Here is a 14,342-nt window from a genome sequence, read left to right as displayed (position 1 = left end):
TTCCCTCGACCGGGGGAGCGGGTTCACCGCTGGCCGGGAGGGAATCGGGCGGTCATCAGTCGAGGCTCAGAGCATGACAACGATCACTGCTTCCCGACCCCGTACCGCCTCCCGCTGGCCCGACCGGTTCGCCCCACTGGCCGCCGGTTGGCTCGGCCTGTGGGGAGTGCTCGCCCTGATCGGCACGCTCACCGGTGCCGGCTACCCGTTTGGCCCGAACGACCCCCACGGCGGCGACGTCAGCCTGCTGCGCCTGGTACCGGTGGAGGTGGCCACCCCGCTCTTCGCCGGCGTACTGCTCACCGCCGCGGTGGCGGCCCTGGCCATGAGCCGCCCGGCGGCGCGCCCACCCGGCCCGCTGCGGGCGCTGCTCGCCGGCTACGGCTGGGCTGTCGCGTTCGTGCTCGTCCTGGTCGTGCCGGATGTCCGAGTGCTGATCGTTCTCGGTTACCTGCCGATACTGATCGTCGGGGCGCCGTTCGGCTGGCCACCGATCGACTACTCCGACGTCTTCAACTGGGCGCTGTTCGGCCGGTTCGCGGCGCTGGCCGGCGGACTTCTGCTGGTCGGAGCGGTGCTCGCCTGGCAGCGGCGTACCGCCGGGGCCTGCGTCGGCTGCGGCCGCGCCGACACCGGCCAGCGGTGGACCACCCCGGCCGCCGCCACCCGCTGGGGCCGGTGGGCCGCCGGCATCGCCGCGGCCATCCCGTTTACGTACGCGCTGACCCGGTTCGCCTGGGCGGCCGGCATCCCGCTCGGCATCTCCCGCGAGTTCCTGACCGAGATGCAGGACACCGGGCTGGTCTGGGCCGGGTTCGGGCTGGCCGCCTTCGCCACCGTCGGCGCGATCCTCACCCTGGGCCTGGTGCAACGCTGGGGTGAGCGGTTCCCGCACTGGATGCTCGGGCTCGCCGGGCGGCGGGTGCCGGTGAAGCTGGCCGTGGTACCGGCCACCCTGGTCGCCATCTCCGTGATCGCGGCCTCGCTGGGGCTGCTCAGCAACCCGAAGTTCTGGGAACTCACCGGCGGGCTCAGCATCACCGGGGCGCCGATGCTGCTCTGGCCGGTGTGGGGCGTGGCGCTCGGCGCGGCCACCTACGCGTACCACCTGCGCCGCCGTGGCACCTGCCGGCGATGTGATCGGGGCTGAGGGTGGGAGTGGGGGTGCCCCTGATGCCCGGGGCGCCCCTGCGAATGTGAGCTAGCGTGGGTCGGGTGACTGCGCCTACCCCGGTAATCCCGGTTCCACCGGCCGACCTGCCCGGCACGCTCGGCGCGCTACGGGCGGCCGGTCACCAGTACCGCACCGTCAAGCAGGAACTCCGCGACAACCTCCTCGCCCGGATGCGCTCCGGCGAGACCCGTTTCCCCGGCATCGTCGGCTACGACGACACGGTGCTGCCCGAGGTCGAGCGGGCCCTGCTCGCCGGGCACGACATGGTGCTGCTCGGCGAGCGCGGCCAGGGCAAGACCCGGCTGATCCGCTCCCTGGGCGCGTTGCTCGACGAGTGGACCCCCGTACTGCCCGGCTCGGTGCTCAACGAGCACCCGATGCACCCGCTCACCCCGGCGTCCCGCGCCCAGGTCGCCGAGGCGGGCGACGACCTGCCGATCGGCTGGCTGCACCGCTCGATGCGGTACGGCGAGAAGTTGGCCACCCCGGACACCAGCGTCGGCGACCTGATCGGTGACGTCGACCCGATCCGGATCGCCCAGGGCCGTACCCTCGGCGACCCGGAGACCATCCACTTCGGGTTGGTGCCGCGCACCAACCGGGGCATCTTCGCCGTGAACGAGCTGCCCGACCTGGCCGAGCGCATCCAGGTGGCACTGCTCAACGTGCTGGAGGAGCGGGACATCCAGGTTCGCGGCTACCAGCTGCGCCTGCCGCTGGATCTGCTCCTGGTGGCCAGCGCCAACCCGGAGGACTACACCAACCGGGGCCGGATCATCACCCCCCTCAAGGACCGGTTCGGCGCGGAGATCCGCACCCATTACCCGGTCGACCTGGAGCTGGAGCTGGCGCTGATCCGCCAGGAGGCTGACCTGGTCGCCGAGGTGCCTGAGCACGTGCTGGAGGTGCTGGCCCGCTTCGCCCGCGCCGTCCGGGAGTCGCCGTCGGTGGACCCGCGCTCCGGCGTCTCCGCCCGATTCGCCATCGCCGCCGCCGAGACGGTCGCCGGTGCCGCGCTGCGTCGCGCCGGTCTGCTCGCCGCCTCCGACACCCCGGAGGGACGCCCCGAGGCCGCCGTTGCCCGCGTCGGCGACGCGGTGTCGGTGACCAGCACCCTGCGCGGCAAGGTCGAGTTCGAGAGCGGCGAGGAGGGCCGGGAGACCGAGATCCTCGCGCACCTGCTGCGTACCGCGACCGCCGAGACGTTCCGGGCCCACCTGGCCGGGCTTGACCTGTCCGGGTTCACCGCCCTGGTCGAGGACGGCGCCGCGATCGAGACCGGCGAGTTGGTCAGCGCCGCCGAGCTGCTGCGCCAGGTCGGCACCGTACCCGGGTTGGCGAAGGTCCTGGACCGGCTCGACCTGGGCGACGCGCCCACCTCCGAGGCCGCCGCCGCCGCCGTCGAGTTCGTGCTGGAAGGGCTGCACCTGACCCGCCGGCTCGGCAAGGACGTCACCGACTCGGGGCGCACCGTCTACGGCGGCCGGGGCTGACAGTGGCCGGCAACCGGTTCCGTTACGGGCAGTGGAACGGCGGGCCCGACCCGCTCGCACCCCCGTACGACGTGCGTGAGGCGGTGGACGCGGTCGGCGCCGAGGTGCTGGCCGGCGGCAGCCTGCGGGAGGCGCTGCGTGACCTGCTGCGCCGTGGCCCGCAGGGACGGGGTGGCCTGGACGACCTGGCCGCCCGGGCTCGGCGGCTGCGCCGGGAGGCGCTGCGCAGGGGCGACCTGGACGGGGCGGTGACCCGGGCCCAGGCCCTGCTCGACCAGGCACTCGCCGCCGAGCGGGACGAGCTGCGGGGTCGCGACGACGACGCCGCGCGGTTCGCCGAGGCAGTGCTGGACAATCTGCCGCGCTCGACGGCGCGGGCGGTGGAGGAGCTGTCCGGCTACCAGTGGGCCAGCGACGACGCCCGCCGCTCGTACCAGCAGATCCTCGACCAACTCCGCGACGACGTGCTCGGCCAGCGCTTCGCCGGACTGAGCGAGGCGGTGCGCGCCTCCGCCGACCCGGCCGCCCAGCAGCGGCTCGCCGAGATGATGGGCGACCTGAACGACCTGCTCGCCCGGCACGGTCGCGCGGAGGACACCACCGACGCCTTCGCCGAGTTCATGCGCCGACATGGCGACTTCTTCCCGGAGAAACCGGAGAACGTCGACGAGTTGATCGACGTGCTGGCCCGTCGGGCGGCGGCCGGTGAGCGGCTGATGAACTCGCTCTCCGAGCGGCAGCGCGCCGAGCTGGCCGGCCTCATGCAGCAGTCGCTCGGCGACCGCCTCGCGGGGGAGTTGTCGGCGCTCGACGCGAACCTGCGCGCGCTGCGGCCCGATCTGCGCTGGGGGCGCGGCGAGCGGGTTCGTGGCGACCAGCCGCTGGACTACGCCGACGCGGCCGGCGCGCTGGGTGAGATCGGCGACCTGGACGACCTGCTGGACCAGCTTGACCAGGAACACCCGGGGGCGACCCTCGACGACGTGGACGTCGACGCGGTGGCGCGCACGCTGGGCCGGGACGCGGCCGACGACGTTCGCCGGCTGCGCGATCTGGAGCGGGAGCTGCGCCGCCAGGGTTGGGTCAGCCGGGACGCGGAAGGGCTCACGCTGAGCCCGAAGGCGCTGCGCCGGCTCGGCGGGACCGCGCTGCGGCAGGTCTTCGCGGAGCTGACCGCCGGGCCGCGCGGGCAGCACGACCTGCGCTCGGCCGGTGCGGCAGGCGAGGTCAGTGGCGCGTCCAGGCCCTGGCAGTACGGCGATGAGCAACCGTTGGACGTGGTCCGGACGTTGACCCGGGCGGTCAGTCGGGCCGGGCCGACGGTCCCGGTGCAGCTCGCGGTGGACGACTTCGAGGTGGTGGAGACCGAGAGGCGTGCCTCGGCCGCTGTGGTGCTCTGCGTCGACCTGTCGTACTCGATGATCTCTCAGGGTCGTTGGGGGCCGATGAAGCAGACGGCGCTGGCGTTGGCACACCTGATGGAGACGCGCTTCCCACAGGACGCCCTGCAGATAGTGGGCTTCGGCCGGGAGGCGATGACGCTCACCCAGCAGGAGTTGGCGGCCGTGGAGCCGGACATGGAGCAGGGCACCAACCTCCAGCACGCGCTGCGGTTGGCGGGCCGGCACCTGCGGCGACACCCGGACGCCGAACCGATCGTGCTGGTGGTCACCGACGGCGAGCCGACCGCGCACCTGGACCCGGACGACGGGGAGGCGCTGTTCCACTGGCCGCCGCTGCCGGAGACGATCGAGGCGACGGTCCGCGAGGTGGACCGTCTGAGCCGTTACGGTGCCACGCTCAATCTCTTCATGCTCGGCGACGACCCGGGTCTGCGGCGCTTCGTCGACGCGGTGGCCCGCCGCAGCCGGGGTCGCATGTTCACGCCGGACACCGACGACCTGGGCGAGTACGTGGTCAGCGACTACCTCCGCTCCCGCCAATCCCGCCGCTAACTCCCGCCGCTGCGGGTTGACTGGGGGGATGGAGAGCGGGGGATTGCGGCGGGCTTACGGTGCCCTGTTCGCGGAGGTCGACGCTGGCGGGTTCGGTCCGGCTCCGGAGGGGCAGCTCAGTGCCGAGCAGATCGTCGCGCATCTGGTCGCCAACGATGAGCTGATGATCCAGGCCACCGAGGCGTTGCTGGCCGGGTCGCCGTTCGCCTACTACGAGTTGGCGGAGGACATGCACCGCCCGCAGCTCGACGCGCTCGCCGCCGAGCACTGTGGTCTGCGTGGCCTGACCGCGCTGCTGCACGGCACCAGCGACCGGTTGTGCGGGCTGGTCGACCAGCTCGGCCTGGCAGCGGAGACCCCTGTCGAGACGCACCTACGCGAGGGCTTCGACCTCATCGTCGACGAGCCGCTGCCCTGGTCCCGCACCCTGGACCTGCACACGAGGGTGCACCTGCCCAAACACCAGTCCCAACTGCACCGGCTCCGGTCCTGAGCGCCAAAGACACTCGGCCCAAATGGCCCCGAGAAGCCGTCGGCCGGCCGGCGTTGCGGCGTCGCGCGGAGTGTCGGGGCTGTTGCCATATTGAGCGTGATGTCTGTGAGTCATCACGATGACTCACAGACATCAGGCTCGTTGACCTACCCGACCTCGCCCCAAGCTCTCCGTCGATCTTGCACATACTGTCCCGGCAAAAGCGGCATAACTGGGTGTTTAGGCGACAGTAAATGCAAGATCGCGGGTGCGCGGGTGCGCGGGTGGGTCAGGTTTTGATGGGCTCGGGGCGGGGGTGGAAGGTGCGGCGGTAGGTGGACGGGGCCACGCCGATGCGTTGGTGGAGTTGCTGGCGTAGGGCGGCGGTGGTGCCGAACCCGCAGCGGTGGGCGATCTGGTCGACTGTGAGGTCGGTCGTCTCCAGCAGCAGTCTCGCGTGGTCGGTGCGCTGTTGCAGCAGCCACTGCGCCGGGCTCAGGCCGGTCTCCGACCGGAAGCGTCGGGTGAAGGTGCGCACGCTCATCCGTGCCTGCTCGGCCAGATCGCGCAGCGCGATCGGCTCGTGCAGCCGTTGCCGCGCCCACTCCCGGGCTCCCGCCGTGCTGGTGTCGGTCGCCTTCGGCACCGGCTGCTCGATGTACTGCGCCTGACCGCCGTCGCGCCACGGTGGCACCACACAGCGGCGGGCCGCCCTGTTGGCCACCTCGCTGCCGTGATCGAGGCGGATGACGTGCAGGCAGAGGTCGATGCCGGCGGCGACTCCGGCCGAGGTGAGCACCCGGTCGTCGGCGATGAAGAGCACGCCCGGATCGAGGTCCACCCGGTCGTGCAGGCGGCGGAACCGCTCGGCGTACGCCCAGTGGGTGGTCGCCCGCCGCCCGTCGAGGAGCCCGGCGGCGGCGAGCACGAACGCTCCGGTGCAGATCGACATGATCCGGGCGCCCCGCTCGTACGCCGCGCGCAGCGCCCCGGTCACCTCCGGGTCGGCGATGCCCGTTGTCAACGCGGTCCCGTCGTGGATGCCCGCGACGATCACCGTTTCCGCTGTGTCGAGCAGCTCCAGACCGTGGTCGGGGACCACCTGGAAGCCGGCGGTGCTGCGTACCGGCTGCCCGCCCGGGGTGCACACCCGGACGTCGTAGAAGGGTGTCCCGTCGGCGGCCCGGGCTGTGCTGAAGACCTGGGACGGGGTGCCGAGGTCCAGGCCGACGACCTGGTGCAGCGCGAGTACGGCGATCCGGTGCGGGCGAGCGCTCATGGCCCGATTGTTGCGCATGATGGCTTTCCGGCCACTCGTCGAGGTGGGTGGCCCGGCTCAGACTTGTCAGGTGACCAAGAACCGCCGTCTGCATCCCGCCTGGCTGGTCGCCGCCGTCGCCTTCGTGGCGTTGGTCGGCGCGGCCGGCTTCCGCGCCACCCCGTCGGTGCTGCTGCACCCGCTGCACGAGGAGTTCGGCTGGCCCCTGGCCACGATCTCCGCGGCCGTCTCGGTCAACCTGCTGCTCTACGGGCTCACCGCGCCGTTCGCCGCCGCTCTGATGGACCGGTTCGGCATTCGCCGAGTGGTCTCGGTCGCGCTGCTGCTGGTCGCCGCGGGCAGCGGGTTGACGGTCTTCATGACCGCCAGCTGGCAGCTCCTGCTCTGCTGGGGTGTGCTGGTGGGGCTGGGCACCGGCTCGATGGCGCTGGCGTTCGTGGCCACCGTCACCGGCCGTTGGTTCGTCCACCGACGGGGCCTGGTCACCGGAGTGCTGACCGCGGGCGGGGCGGCCGGGCAACTGGTGTTCCTGCCACTGATCGCCATCCTGGTGCGCGACCACGGCTGGCGTACCGCCGCGCTCGTTGTGGCAGGGGCGGCGCTGGCTGTCGTACCCCTTGTGGTGTGGCTGCTGCGCGAGCACCCGGCGGATCTCGGCCTGCCCGCCTACGGGGCGACCGAGGTCGTCGCGCCCCCGCCGCCGACCGGCGGCGCGGCGACCCGGGCGCTCGGCGCGCTGGCCACCGCGGCCCGGACCCGACCGTTCTGGCTACTGGCCGGCGGCTTCGCGATCTGCGGCGCGACCACCAACGGCCTGGTCGGTACGCACTTCGTGCCGGCCGCGCACGACCACGGCATGGCTCAGACCACAGCGGCCGGGTTGCTCGCCCTGGTGGGGCTCTTCGACATCGTCGGCACGATCGCCTCCGGCTGGCTCACCGACCGGGTGGACAGCCGGTTGCTGCTCGGCGTGTACTACGCGCTGCGCGGGTTGTCCCTGCTGGTGCTGCCGAGCCTCTTCTCCGGCACCGCCGAGCCGAGCATGCTGGTGTTCATCGTCTTCTACGGCCTGGACTGGGTGGCCACCGTGCCGCCGACGGTGGCGCTGTGCCGGGAGTACTTCGGTAGCGCCGGGGCTGTGGTGTTCGGTTGGGTGTTCGCCGCGCACCAGCTCGGCGCTGCGGTCGCCGCGACCGGCGCGGGCCTGGTCCGGGACCGGCTGGGCGACTACGCGATGGCCTGGTACGTGGCGGGTGCGCTGTCGATCGGCGCGGCCGGGCTGTCGTTGCTGCTGCGCCGCCGGCCGGGCCGAGGAGTACCGGAGGCCGTGCTGGTCGCCGCGACCGCGCCCAGGGCGTGGAGCTTCCGCGGCTGAACCGCGACGCGTCGGCCGGTCAGCTCACTGCCCACTGCTGGGCCGGCCGGCCGTCGCACTGTCGCTGCCGGATGTCATCGCCGGCCTCGACGGCGTCGTCGTCGGCCTGGGCGCACTTGTTGCTGTGCGCGGCGATGAGCAGCACCGCGCTGGTGCCGGTACCGCCGAACCGCCACTGCTGGTTGGCTCCACCGTGGCAGGGGAACTGGAGCAACCGCGCGCCGTCGTCCCGACTGCCACCCTCGACGTCGAGGCACTGCCCGTACGCGGCGTTGGTCACCGTCAGCACGCCCGCGCCGGCCGGGCTGACCACCCACTGCTGCTCCGGAGCGCCGGTGCACACGGCCAACTCGGCCTTGGCCTCCTTGCCGTCACCGTCGAGCCCCAGGCAGAGGCCCGAGGCGGCGCGCAGCACGCGGGGCCCGGTGGGCGGGGCGGCCGGCGTGCTGGTCGACGGGGTCGGTGACGGCTCGGTCGGTGCGGCCGGGCTCGGCTCGCTGGGCTGCGGCGCGCTGGACGGCGTACCGACCGACGCCGGCACCGACGGCTCGTCGTCACCGCCGAGCAGCCCGGTGGCGAAGACGACCCCCAGGAGTACGCCGACGGCCCCGACCGCCACCGCGACCCGCAGCAACGGATCGGCCAGCGGCCCGGAGCGCGGTGCCCGGTGGCCGCCGTAGACGGTGCCGGCGGGGTCGGGGCGTTCCTCGGGCGCGGACATACGCGCCATCCTCACCCACGACGTCGCGCCGGAGCCAGTTCGGCGGTCAGTCGACGACCCGGACGTCCTTCCAGAACGCCACCCGGTCACGCACCATCTCGGCGTCCGGCTTGGGCTCCGGGTAATACCAGACCGCGTCCTTGCTGGTGCTGCCGTCGTGTTCGAGGGAGTAGTAGGAGGCGGTGCCCTTCCACGGGCAGACGGTGTGCGTGGCGGACTCGCGGATCAGGTCCTCGCGCAGGGCGGAGCGGGGAAAGTAGTGGTTGCCCTCCACCAGCACGGTGTCGTCGCTCTCGGCGACGACCAGGTCGTTCCACACGGCTTTTGGCATGTCCCAACAGTAGGCCGCGCCGCCGCCCCGGCAGCGTTCAGCGGGTGGGCTGCGCGTCGGTGACGTCGGCCACTGTGGCGTCGAGGGCGGCTATCGCGGCGTCGGCGTCGAGCGCGATGGCGAGACCGCGCTCGCCAGCACCGAGGGTGATCCCCCGGCCGCGCAGTCGCTCGTCGGCGACCACCGGCCAGGCGGTGCTCGCGCCGAACGGGGTGATGGTGCCGCGTTCGTAGCCGGTGGCGGCCAGGGCGCCGGCCGCGTCCGGCATGGAGAGCCGGTGCACACCGAGCAGAGCGCGCAGCTTGGGCCAGGAGATGACCCGGTCGCCGGGGGTGAGCACGAACAGGTGATCGTTTTCACCGCGCCGGACCACGATCGTCTTGACCACGTCGGGGACGGCCACGCCCCGGGCGGCGGCGGCCTCCGCGAGACTGCCGACCGCACCGTGGCTGACCAGCCGATACGGCAGTTGGGCGGCGTCCAGGGCGGTGATCGCTGGCGATGGCATGCCCGCCACGGTAGCCGTCGGGCCTGCCACCGGACGGGAAACTGCCACGGCCGACATCCCACGGTTTCCAAACGGCGAGCGTAAGGTGATCACATGCGCGCTGAGCGTGTGGATCAACCGATTGACCATGATCAAGCGGTGGACACGCTGCGGCGGTCGTACGCCGCGGTGCCCACGGGCGAGCCTGTCCGGCTGGCCAAACGCACCTCCAACCTGTTCCGTCCCCGGTCCGCTCCCCGGACTCCGGGGCTCGACGTGAGTGGCCTGAACGGCGTGCTGTCGGTCGACCCGGCTGGCCGTACCGCCGACGTGCAGGGCATGTGCACCTACGAGGACCTGGTCGACGCGACGCTGCCGCACGGCCTGATGCCGCTCGTGGTGCCGCAGTTGCGCACCATCACGCTCGGTGGCGCGGTGACCGGCCTCGGGATCGAGTCGACCTCGTTCCGCAACGGCCTGCCACACGAGTCCGTCCAGGAGTTGGACGTGCTCACCGGCTCCGGCGAGATCATCACCGCCCGACCCGACGGCGAGCACGCCGACCTGTTCACCGCGTTCCCCAACTCGCTGGGCAGCCTCGGTTACGCCACCCGGCTGCGCATCGAGCTGCAACCGGTCGGCCGGTACGTGGCGTTGCGCAACGTCCGGTTCACCCAACTGGAGGCGTTGACCGACGCGATAGCGGAGGTGACCGCCACCCGGTCCTGGGCCGGCGAACCGGTGGACGCGATGGACGGGGTGATGTTCAGCCCCGGCGAGGCGTACCTGGTCTTCGCCACGTTCACCGACGTGGCCGACCCGCCCAGCGACTACACCGGTCAGGCGATCTACTACAGGTCGCTGCGCCAGCGCACCCGCGACGTGCTCACCGCGTACGACTATCTGTGGCGCTGGGACACCGACTGGTTCTGGTGCTCGTCGGCGTTCGGTGCGCAGCACCCTGTCGTACGCAGGCTCTGGCCGGCGCGTTACCGGCGCAGCGACTTCTACCACCGACTGGTCCGGCTGGAGCATCGCCATCAGGTGGCGGCCCGGATCGACCGGCTGCGCGGGCAACCGGCCCGGGAGCGGGTCGTGCAGGACGTGGAGATCCCGCTGGACCGTACTGCCGACTTCCTGCGTTGGTTCGCCGGCGCAGTGGGAATGAACCCGGTGTGGCTGTGTCCGTTGCGACTGCGTGAGCCGGCGGGGCCCGGTTCGGCGCGGTCCTGGCCGCTGTATCCGCTGCGGCCCGGGCAGGACTACGTCAACATCGGGTTCTGGGGGAGCGTGCCGATCGCGCCGGGCGCCGCCGACGGCGACGTCAACCGCACGATCGAACGCAGGGTGTCGGAGTCGGGCGGGCACAAGTCGCTCTACTCCGACGCGTACTACGACCGGGACGCCTTCGATCGCCTCTACGGCGGCGACACGTGGCGCGCGGTGAAAGACCGCTACGACCCGGACCACCGGCTGACGGGACTGTACGAAAAGGCGGTAGCACGAGCATGAGCCTGACCGACAGAGATCAGGGGGCGGCGAGCGTTCCCGCCACCCCGCCGGCGGGGGGCCGGCACACGGGTCCGACAGTCGCGGATGTCGTCCGCGCTGTCACCACTGGACCGTTGCCGGTGCGGATCACCGGGTACGACGGCAGCGCCGTCGGCCCGTCCGATGCCGGCATCACCCTGGCGATCCAATCCGAGCGTGGGCTGTCGTACCTGCTCACCGCACCCGGTGACCTGGGCATGGCCCGGGCGTACGTTAGTGGTGACCTGGCGTTGCAGGGCGTGCACCCGGGTGATCCGTACGAGGCGTTGCGGGTGCTCAAGGACGAGTTGCGGTTACGCCCACCGTCGCTGGCCGAGGGGCTGGCGCTGGTTCGTGGGCTGGGCTGGGAGCGGCTGATGCCGCCACCGGCGCCGCCGCAGGAGGCGCAGCCCCGCTGGAAGCGGGTGATGAACGGGCTGCGGCACTCGCGGGTGCGTGACAGCACCGCCATCTCGCACCACTACGACGTCTCCAACGCCTTCTACGAGAAGGTGCTCGGCCCGTCGATGACGTACACCTGCGCGGTTTTCCGGTCTCCCGACGACACGCTGGAGCAGGCCCAGGCGGCGAAGTACGACCTGGTCGCCGGCAAGCTGGCGCTGAAGAAGGGGATGCGGCTGCTGGATGTCGGGTGCGGCTGGGGTGGCATGGTGCGCCACGCCGCCCGCGAGTACGGCGTCAAGGCCCTCGGGGTGACCCTGTCGAAGGCGCAGGCGCAGTGGGCGCAGGCCGCGATCGAGCGGGAGGGGTTGACCGAGCTGGCGGAGGTGCGATACCTCGACTACCGGGACGCGCCGGCCGAGCAGTTCGACGCCATCTCCTCGATCGGGTTGACCGAGCACATCGGGGTGCGCAACTACCCTGCCTACTTCGGGGCGCTGCGTAGCCGGCTGCGGCAGGGCGGGCGGCTGCTCAACCACTGCATCACCCGGGCGGACAATCGCGCGCCGCACCGCTCGGGCGCGTTCATCGACCGGTATGTCTTCCCGGACGGTGAGCTGGCCGGTCCGGGCCGGTTGATCAGTGAGGTGCACGACGCCGGGTTCGAGGTGCACCACGAGGAGAACCTGCGTCAGCACTACGCGCTGACGCTGGCCGCCTGGTGTCGCAACCTGGTTGAGCACTGGGACTACTGCGTCTCGGAGGTGGGCGCGGGCACCGCTCGGGTGTGGGGGCTCTACATGGCCGGGTCGCGGATGGCGTTCGAGCGCAACGGCATTCAACTGCACCAGGTGTTGGCCACCCACAACGGCCCGAACGGCGTGAGTGGCTACCCGTTGCGACCGGACTGGTTGCCCTGATCACCTGCTGACCGCCGCCTGAAGCCGCGCCGAAAAAGTCGGCGCGGCTTCTCGCGAAGCGATTGACAAAGAAGTTTTGTACGTACAAACTGATTTTGCCATGAGAGATGTCCTGTACCTGGAACAGATCGAGCAGGCCGAAGTCCTGCTCAAGCCGCAGCGCGTCGAAGTGCTGCGGCAACTGGCCGAGCCGCGCACCTGCACCGAGGTCGCGGCCCGACTCGACCAGACGCCACAGCGCGTCTACTACCACGTCAAGCAGCTCGTCGCGGCCGGCCTCGTCGAGCTGGTGAACGAACGCAAGGTCCGCGGCATCACCGAAGGCATCTACCAGGCCGCAGCCCGGTCCTACTGGCTCTCCCCGCGACTCGTCGGCCGGATCGGCCTGCGCCGGGCCCGCGACGAACTGAGCCTGGGCTACCTGCTCGACCTGATGGAGGAGGTCCAGGCCGACATCGCCGGCCTGGACCGGGCGGCGCCCGAGCTGCCCTCGATCGGGGTCTCCGGCGAGATCCGGGTGCCGGCAGAGCTTCGACAGCAGTTCCTGCACGACCTGCAAACCGCACTTCAGGACCTGTTCACCCGCTACGGCGGCAGCGAAGGAGATGCCTTCAAGCTGGCCGTCGCCTGCTATCCGAAAGGGAACGACAATGAGTGAGCCGATGAAGGTCAAGGCCCGTCTCTCCGCGCCCGTCGGGCGCGTCCGCCAGGCCCTGACCGACCCGGCCGAGCTGCGTCTCTGGCTGGCCGAGCACGCCGAGGTCGAGCTGCCCCAGCGGTACGAGTTCTGGGGTCGCTACACGCCCGAGGGCGACGCCCCGCACCAGCGGCTGCTGCACGCCGACGACGACACGCTGCGCTTCGGCTGGCTGCTCGACGGCGTGGAGACCACCACCGAGTTCCAGCTCACCGCCGAGGGCACCGACAGCACGGTGCTGACGCTGATCCAGAGCCACTTCGACTTCGCCGAGGCGATGAGCGGCTCCACCATCCGCGGTGTGCTCCAGACGTTCTGGGCGCTGTCCATCGCCAACCTGGCCGCCCACCTGGAGGGCAAGCCACTGCTGCCCCGCACCGACTTCACCTCCGCCGACCTGCGCGGTGAGCTGGTCATCGCCGCCCCCGCCGACAAGGTGTGGGAGTCGCTGACCGACTCCGAGCAGGCCAGCGCCTGGTTCGGCTACCCGATCGGCATCGAGCCCTGGGTCGGCGGCCGGTACGCCATGGGCGGTTTCGAGACCGGTTACGCGGCCAAGGTCGTCGACCTGGAGCCCGGCCGCCGGATGTCCGTCGACTGGGGGCCGACCGGCGTCACGAGCTGGGAGCTGGCCGAGTCCGGTGGCCGGACCACGCTGACCTTCGTGCAGAGCGGCTTCGACGAGGCCAACCCCCCGTACGGGGCGTGGAGCGGGTCGGTTGCCGGGCTGTTCGAGCTGCGTCGCTTCCACGAGGTGCCGAACTGGCAGCCGATCTGGCTCTCCGAGGAGATCCCCGGCCTGGAGCCCGCAACGTCCAGCTGACGCCTTGATCACCTCGCCTTGATCGTGCTCGATCAGGGATGTAGTGGCCTCGTTCACCCAGGAGGCCACTACATCCTGGATCGAGCACGATCTTGTGCATGCGGGCCCGATCGTCGGAGATCCGGTGGCGGGATCTGGTGACTTTTCGCTGTCGAGTGGGTACTGGCGGGCGATGTTCTTCATCTTTGGTCTGCGTACCAAGGTCGACCGGTCCGGTGTCGTGCAGCAGGTCTGCCGCCACTGCGGCAACCAGGCCGCGCAGGTGATCACCCGCCGCTCGACGAAATTCACACTCTTCTTCATCCCCCTCATTCCGATCCGCACCCGGTACGCGCAGCAGTGCACGTTCTGCGGGGCGGAGTACGAGATTGCCAAGTCCGACGTCGAGCGCCTCCCGGTCGGCTGATCCGACGATGGAACGCTTCCTCTGCTGGCTGATCGGCCGGCCGACGCCCTCCGCCGACGTGGCAGTGCACACCGTCGCCCGCCCGCCCTGCACCCCTGGCCGACGCAGACGCCGCCGCGCACGCCGTCCGGTGGCCGGCACCGCGCTGCCCCGTTCACCCTGGAACCGATCCGCGGGCCGCTGACCAGAGGCGCGAGCCGCAGCGGGGGTGCACGTTCGGCCCTGGCGGCGTTTCTGAGCGCTGGTTAGGCTTTCGGGGTTTGCCGTGGACCGGCGC

At 71.5% G+C, this 14,342-nt stretch carries 14 protein-coding genes; 10 read left to right on the top strand and 4 right to left on the bottom strand.

The features are described from left to right. Positions 1 to 73 precede the first annotated feature (73 nt). From AB0K35_RS22275 to AB0K35_RS22260, 4 genes are read left to right on the top strand one after another with little or no spacing between them, the layout of a single operon-like run. The gene (locus AB0K35_RS22275) at positions 74 to 1,150 is read left to right on the top strand and encodes a hypothetical protein (protein WP_363887253.1); all 1,077 of its coding nucleotides are present in this window, start codon (positions 74 to 76) and stop codon (positions 1,148 to 1,150) included. A 56-nt stretch (positions 1,151 to 1,206) separates the two neighbouring features. After that, on the top strand, positions 1,207 to 2,667 hold the full coding sequence (locus AB0K35_RS22270) for a sigma 54-interacting transcriptional regulator (protein WP_238666566.1): 1,461 nt from the start codon (positions 1,207 to 1,209) through the stop codon (positions 2,665 to 2,667). A 2-nt stretch (positions 2,668 to 2,669) separates the two neighbouring features. Continuing rightward, a complete protein-coding gene (locus AB0K35_RS22265) occupies positions 2,670 to 4,622 on the top strand; it encodes a VWA domain-containing protein (RefSeq protein ID WP_238666565.1) in 1,953 nt (650 codons plus the stop codon). Positions 4,623 to 4,650: 28 nt separating this feature from the next. Next, complete coding sequence (locus tag AB0K35_RS22260) at positions 4,651 to 5,115, top strand: hypothetical protein (protein WP_238666564.1); 465 nt, start codon at positions 4,651 to 4,653, stop codon at positions 5,113 to 5,115. A gap of 268 nt (positions 5,116 to 5,383) precedes the next feature. On the opposite strand, the gene AB0K35_RS22255 is transcribed toward AB0K35_RS22260, so the two are convergent. Further along, complete coding sequence (locus tag AB0K35_RS22255) at positions 5,384 to 6,373, bottom strand: helix-turn-helix domain-containing protein (RefSeq protein WP_363887251.1); 990 nt, start codon at positions 6,371 to 6,373, stop codon at positions 5,384 to 5,386. Between the two features lie 70 nt (positions 6,374 to 6,443). Between AB0K35_RS22255 and AB0K35_RS22250 the strand changes: the two genes are divergently transcribed. Beyond that, on the top strand, positions 6,444 to 7,748 hold the full coding sequence (locus AB0K35_RS22250) for an MFS transporter (protein ID WP_363887248.1): 1,305 nt from the start codon (positions 6,444 to 6,446) through the stop codon (positions 7,746 to 7,748). Positions 7,749 to 7,767: 19 nt separating this feature from the next. Here AB0K35_RS22250 and AB0K35_RS22245 read toward each other — a convergent pair whose 3' ends face one another. From AB0K35_RS22245 to AB0K35_RS22235, 3 genes are read right to left on the bottom strand one after another with little or no spacing between them, the layout of a single operon-like run. Next, a complete protein-coding gene (locus tag AB0K35_RS22245; protein WP_363887246.1) occupies positions 7,768 to 8,469 on the bottom strand; it encodes an RICIN domain-containing protein in 702 nt (233 codons plus the stop codon). A 46-nt stretch (positions 8,470 to 8,515) separates the two neighbouring features. Continuing rightward, the gene (locus tag AB0K35_RS22240) at positions 8,516 to 8,800 is read right to left on the bottom strand and encodes a DUF427 domain-containing protein (RefSeq protein ID WP_238666560.1); all 285 of its coding nucleotides are present in this window, start codon (positions 8,798 to 8,800) and stop codon (positions 8,516 to 8,518) included. A gap of 37 nt (positions 8,801 to 8,837) precedes the next feature. Continuing rightward, complete coding sequence (locus tag AB0K35_RS22235; RefSeq protein WP_363887242.1) at positions 8,838 to 9,308, bottom strand: YbaK/EbsC family protein; 471 nt, start codon at positions 9,306 to 9,308, stop codon at positions 8,838 to 8,840. A gap of 93 nt (positions 9,309 to 9,401) precedes the next feature. On the opposite strand from AB0K35_RS22235, the gene AB0K35_RS22230 reads away from it, so the two are divergent. The 5 genes from AB0K35_RS22230 (at position 9,402) to AB0K35_RS22210 (ending at position 14,065) form a co-directional block, all read left to right on the top strand. Beyond that, on the top strand, positions 9,402 to 10,799 hold the full coding sequence (locus tag AB0K35_RS22230) for an FAD-binding oxidoreductase (protein WP_238666558.1): 1,398 nt from the start codon (positions 9,402 to 9,404) through the stop codon (positions 10,797 to 10,799). Then, positions 10,796 to 12,139: a class I SAM-dependent methyltransferase gene (locus AB0K35_RS22225; protein ID WP_238666557.1), complete on the top strand. Its 1,344-nt coding sequence runs from the start codon at positions 10,796 to 10,798 to the stop codon at positions 12,137 to 12,139. The genes AB0K35_RS22230 and AB0K35_RS22225 overlap by 4 nt, the downstream gene beginning before the upstream one ends. Before the next feature lie 100 nt (positions 12,140 to 12,239). Next, entirely contained in the window at positions 12,240 to 12,797 is a 558-nt protein-coding gene (locus tag AB0K35_RS22220; RefSeq protein ID WP_238666556.1) for a helix-turn-helix domain-containing protein, read from the top strand. After that, on the top strand, positions 12,790 to 13,659 hold the full coding sequence (locus tag AB0K35_RS22215; protein WP_238666555.1) for an SRPBCC family protein: 870 nt from the start codon (positions 12,790 to 12,792) through the stop codon (positions 13,657 to 13,659). Before AB0K35_RS22220 ends, AB0K35_RS22215 begins: the two co-directional genes overlap by 8 nt. A 43-nt stretch (positions 13,660 to 13,702) precedes the next feature. Then, positions 13,703 to 14,065 (top strand): zinc-ribbon domain-containing protein, encoded by a 363-nt coding sequence (locus AB0K35_RS22210; RefSeq protein ID WP_238666554.1) that lies wholly within the window; start codon positions 13,703 to 13,705, stop codon positions 14,063 to 14,065. The last annotated feature ends 277 nt before the right edge of the window (positions 14,066 to 14,342 follow it).

This window comes from Micromonospora sp. NPDC053740 (assembly GCF_040677775.1).
In the GTDB taxonomy this organism is placed as follows: domain Bacteria; phylum Actinomycetota; class Actinomycetes; order Mycobacteriales; family Micromonosporaceae; genus Micromonospora; species Micromonospora alfalfae.
The sequence above is the reverse complement of the archived record's forward strand: the minus strand, read 5'-3'. Positions and strand labels throughout refer to the sequence as shown.

What these genes read in the sequence shown, in the direction of transcription:
- AB0K35_RS22235 (WP_363887242.1), bottom strand. Translation starts at nt 9,308, where the DNA reads ATGCCATCGCCAGCGATCACCGCCCTGGACGCCGCCCAACTGCCGTAT.
- AB0K35_RS22230 (WP_238666558.1), top strand. Translation starts at nt 9,402, where the DNA reads ATGCGCGCTGAGCGTGTGGATCAACCGATTGACCATGATCAAGCGGTG.
- AB0K35_RS22275 (WP_363887253.1), top strand. Translation starts at nt 74, where the DNA reads ATGACAACGATCACTGCTTCCCGACCCCGTACCGCCTCCCGCTGGCCC.
- AB0K35_RS22245 (WP_363887246.1), bottom strand. Translation starts at nt 8,469, where the DNA reads ATGTCCGCGCCCGAGGAACGCCCCGACCCCGCCGGCACCGTCTACGGC.
- AB0K35_RS22255 (WP_363887251.1), bottom strand. Translation starts at nt 6,373, where the DNA reads ATGAGCGCTCGCCCGCACCGGATCGCCGTACTCGCGCTGCACCAGGTC.
- AB0K35_RS22240 (WP_238666560.1), bottom strand. Translation starts at nt 8,800, where the DNA reads ATGCCAAAAGCCGTGTGGAACGACCTGGTCGTCGCCGAGAGCGACGAC.
- AB0K35_RS22215 (WP_238666555.1), top strand. Translation starts at nt 12,790, where the DNA reads ATGAGTGAGCCGATGAAGGTCAAGGCCCGTCTCTCCGCGCCCGTCGGG.
- AB0K35_RS22220 (WP_238666556.1), top strand. Translation starts at nt 12,240, where the DNA reads ATGAGAGATGTCCTGTACCTGGAACAGATCGAGCAGGCCGAAGTCCTG.
- AB0K35_RS22225 (WP_238666557.1), top strand. Translation starts at nt 10,796, where the DNA reads ATGAGCCTGACCGACAGAGATCAGGGGGCGGCGAGCGTTCCCGCCACC.
- AB0K35_RS22260 (WP_238666564.1), top strand. Translation starts at nt 4,651, where the DNA reads ATGGAGAGCGGGGGATTGCGGCGGGCTTACGGTGCCCTGTTCGCGGAG.